Origin of the sequence: Pseudomonas agronomica (genome assembly GCF_025917275.1) — a bacterium.
Lineage (GTDB): Bacteria > Pseudomonadota > Gammaproteobacteria > Pseudomonadales > Pseudomonadaceae > Aquipseudomonas > Aquipseudomonas agronomica.
The window spans coordinates 1-4,359 of sequence record NZ_JAOSHO010000427.1; the positions used below are offsets into that span (position 1 = coordinate 1).

Consider the following 4,359-nt stretch of genomic DNA (forward strand, 5'->3'; position numbering starts at 1 on the left):
GCGGGAGCAAGCTCCGTCGCCACGGGCAGTTGTCTGGCTTGCTTTCCTTGATCAGTCCGCCAACAACACCGCCGCATCGAACCCCACCCGCAAATTGCCCCAGTGACGACCGCCGAAGAAGAACGGCACGTCGATCTCGGTCATGATTTCGCCAGTGTCACGCAGGTAGGTCTGCAGCAGGAAGCGCTGGACGTTGCCTGCTGCGCGCAGGCCGATCGGGTCGTTGAAGATCCGCTTGTTGCGGCACACCGGCAGGTCGACGGCGCGGTCGCCGGTCGGTGGCTTGGAGACCCAGCTGTTGTTGACCGGGCAATAACCCTTCGTATCGACAATGAACGACACCTTGCCGCCCGGCGTGCTGCGGGTGAGCTTGTCGCATTCTTCCTGGCAAACCCGGGCAAAGCGCTCGGTGTAGCTGGTCATGTATTGCTTGGGATCGGTGCCCGGAATCAGCTGGTAATTCTGGTCGAACAGGTTGACGCCCTCGTCCTGCAACGCCTGCAGATGAAGCTGCAGCGTGTCGCGGCATTCGCTGGCGCGGGTGATGGCGGCGTCCAGCTTGCCGTGGCCGAGCACGAAGCGGCCCAGCAGCGTCTGGACCTTCTCGGCCACGCCGGACAGGTCGCGAGTGGCGGTGGCCGATTGCTGCATGCGCTGGTCGATCGACTGGCTGTCGGCGTGGATCTGGGTGACACGTTCGTTGATGCCGGTGTTGGTGTCGGCGAATTGCTGGATGTGATCGGCAATGTCGGCCAGCTTGCCATTGGTGGATTCGAAGTCGACGATCATGCTTTCGAAATGACCGGACGCGCGCTCCACGACTTTCTGGGTTTCCCGGGCGCTGTGGCTGATCTGGGTGGTCTGCTCGTGGGTCGAGCTGACCTCCTGGAGCATGGCGTCGATGTTGCGCGAGATGTCATCGGTGGCCCGGCTGACGTTCTGCGCCAGGGTGCGCACTTCATCGGCCACCACCGCAAAGCCCCGGCCACTTTCCCCGGCACGCGCGGCTTCGATGGCTGCGTTGAGCGCCAAGAGGTTGGTCTGGGCGGAAATCTGCTGGATCAGGCCGACGATCGACTTGATGCTCGAGGAGCGCTGGTTGAGGGCGTCCACCAACCCGGCGAACTCGCCGAGGCTGCTGGAAATCTCGCTGATGTTGCCGGTCACTTCCAGCAGCTCGGCGTAGGAGTCGCGGGCCATGCTCAGGTTCTGCGCGGTGGTGCCGGAGATGCCCTGGGTCTGGCGCGACACCTCTTCGATACGGCCAACGGCGGTATTGCTCTGTTCCATCACTTCCTTGGCGAAACGTGCCTGGTGGGTCGCGCTGTCGCTGGAGTCGCTGATGTTCTTCAGCGAGCGCGCCGATTCGACGGCGATGTGCACCGTCAAGGCCTGGACGTTGCTGATGATCTCGCGCTGCTTGGCCAGGAAGCGGTTGCAAGTGGCGGCCAGCGTGCGGATCTCATCGTGGGTGACCAACGGCAGGTCCTTGGACAAGTCGCCTTCGCCATTGGCGATCTCCTCCAGAGCCTTGGTCATGGCCGTGACGGGGCGCACGATGAGGTGGCGGAAATACCAGACCATGAAACTGATCATGCCCAGCGTCAGGACCGTGCCGAAGAGCAGGGCATGGGTAAGGCTGTCGAGCCGGCCTTCGATTTGCCCCAGCAGCGCCGCGTCCAGCTGGGCCGTGCGCAACTGCAAGAGGATATCGGCACGGGCGCTGAGGGCCACCCAATACAACAGCCCACTGACCGCGACCAACAGGAAAAGGCTTGAAAGTTTTTTGGTGAGCGTATCGAAAAACTGCATCTCGATAGACTCGTACAAGGCCTTTAACGTCTGCATGCCGCTGCTCCTGCGAAAAAATCACTTAATGGAATACATTCGACCGCGAGCGGGAAAGCTTTAGGGCAGTGGGGCGATTTGATATCACTTTCCGCCATTTGACCTGACTCACTGCAAAACCTGTGGGAGCGAGCTTGCTCGCGATGAGGGCCGTACGTTCACTATCGATGCAACAGACCCACCGCTATCGCGAGCAAGCTCGCTCCCACAGGGGTTATAGCGCTATCAATTTGATACAAAAGATTTACTGGGAATGATTCTCAAAGTATATTCGCTCTCATTCACAACCCCTCCTTGAGTGCAGCGTCTTGAATCGTTCCACCCCTCTCGCTTACCGCAACGCCCTCGTCAAATGTGTTTTACCCGCGCTGTCCTGCTGTTTCATGGCAAGCCCCTTGCGGGCACAGGACACTCTCGAACTGCCCACTACGGACGTACAAGGCAGCCGGATCATTCAGGACGAAGGCTATACGGCATCGCAAGCCAGCACGGCGAGCAAGAGCGATGTACCGATCAAGGAAGAGGCGCAGTCGATCAACGTGGTGACCCAGCAAACGCTGGCGGATTATCAGGTGCGCTCGCTGGAAGACGCGATGAAGTTCGTCAGCGGTGTCAGCCAGGGCAACACCCTGGGCGGCTCGCGGGACTCGCTGGTCAAGCGCGGCTTCGGCACCAACGATGACGGCTCGATCCTGCGCGACGGTGTGCGTTCCAACCTGGGCCACAACTTCAGTGCCACCACCGAGCGGGTCGAAGTGCTCAAGGGCCCGGCCTCGATGTTGTACGGCGCCCTGGAACCCGGCGGATTGATCAACGTCATCAGCAAGAAGCCCGAGTACACCCAGAGCACCACGCTGAGCGGTTCCGCCTACAGCGAAGGCGGCGGCACCCTGGCCGTGGACACCACTGGCCCCTTGGGCGACACCGGCCTGGCCTATCGCCTGATCGCCGAGCGCGGCCATGAGGATTACTGGCGCAACTACGGCGTCAACGAGAGCACGCTGGTGGCGCCATCGCTGGCGTGGAACGGTGAGCGGGCTTCGTTGAACCTGAGTTATGAGTACAACGAATATTCCAATCCGTTTGACCGGGGGACGATGTTCACCAATGGGCATCCGGCCGATATCGATTACGACAAGCGCCTGGACGAGCCGTGGGCCAAGAGCGTCGGTATTCGTGAGACGGCGACTGCGCGGTTCGAGTACGAGCTGACGGACGCGTGGAAGACGCGGGTGACTTATGGTTGGAACAATGACCGGTACAGTCTTTCGATTGCGCAGCCGCGCCTGTCGAATGGTGTCCTGCAGCGCGCCGCCAACGGTGCGCATTATGATGATGAAACCCGCTACGCCAGTTGGGACTTCATTGGCAATCAAGAATTGTTCGGCCAGCGCCATGATCTGTTGGTCGGCGTCGATAACCAGGTTTCAGACCAGTTTCGGGGCAAGACTTACCGTGGCGCTAACCAAGCAGGCTTCGATCCTGCGGCTCCGGTGTACGGTGGCCTGGATGAGCCCAGCGTCATCAGCCCAACCCAGAGCAACCTGAGCAACAAGCTGACCTCCAGTTCTGTGTATCTGAAGGACAACTGGCACCTGGACGATCGCTGGATCCTTGTGTTTGGCGGTCGCTATCAGCATTACGATCAATACACGACGCAGGGACTCGTCCCGGCCAAGCCAGTTCGCGACGATAATGGCGACGCCTTCGTCCCATTCCTCGGCCTGGTCTACAAAGCCACGGAAGAGTTGTCGCTGTATGGCAACTACAGCCGGTCATTCAAGCCTAATGATGTGGTCGATAAGAATAGTCGTACCTTCCAGCCAGAGGAGGGCCGCAGCTACGAGATCGGTGCCAAGTACGATCCGCTGCCGGGCTTGAACATCAACCTCGCGCTGTTCGATATCGTGAAAAAGAACGTGGTCACCACCGTCGATAATGTCTCCGAAGCCGCCGGCAAAGTCGGCTCCCAAGGCCTGGAATTGGACATCACCGGTCGCCTGGCCGAGCGCTGGGATTTGATCGGCACCTACGCCTACACCCACACCGAAATTCTCGACGACCCGAAGAACGAAGGCCACCGCTTGCCCGACGCCCCCAAGCACACCGCCAGCCTGTACCTGAGCCACCACCTGAACGTCCCGGCGGAATTCGGCGCCTGGCACGCCGGTGCCGGTGCCCGTTATGTCGGCGAGCGTGCGGCTAACGCGGCCAACGATTTCTGGATGAGCAGCTACACCGTTGCCGACGCTTTCCTGCGCTGGGAGTCGCCGGTATTCGGCCACAAGACGTCGTTGCAGTTGAACGTCGACAACCTGTTCGACAAGCAGTACTACCCGTCGTCCACGGGCAGCGAGTTGATGGTCAACGTCGGCGAGCCGCGTACCGCCAAGTTGAGTGCCAGCGTGACGTTCTGATCACGGCGCTCCAATGAAAATGCCCGGACAGCAATGTCCGGGCATTTTTGTTTCTGGCTTCAGGCCGCCTTCGCGAGCAAGCCCGCTCCCACAG

Annotated in this window: 2 protein-coding genes; one reads left to right on the plus strand and one right to left on the minus strand. The window is 60.5% G+C overall.

Annotation, left to right across the window (positions count from 1 at the left end; genetic code table 11):
- Nucleotides 1–51: 51 nt before the first annotated feature.
- A complete protein-coding gene (locus tag OC610_RS22025; protein WP_264430754.1) occupies nt 52–1,848 on the minus strand; it encodes a methyl-accepting chemotaxis protein in 1,797 nt (598 codons plus the stop codon).
- A 383-nt stretch (nt 1,849–2,231) separates the two neighbouring features.
- Between OC610_RS22025 and OC610_RS22030 the strand changes: the two genes are divergently transcribed.
- The gene (locus tag OC610_RS22030; RefSeq protein WP_408636632.1) at nt 2,232–4,265 is read left to right on the plus strand and encodes a TonB-dependent siderophore receptor; all 2,034 of its coding nucleotides are present in this window, start codon (nt 2,232–2,234) and stop codon (nt 4,263–4,265) included.
- Nucleotides 4,266–4,359: the final 94 nt, after the last annotated feature.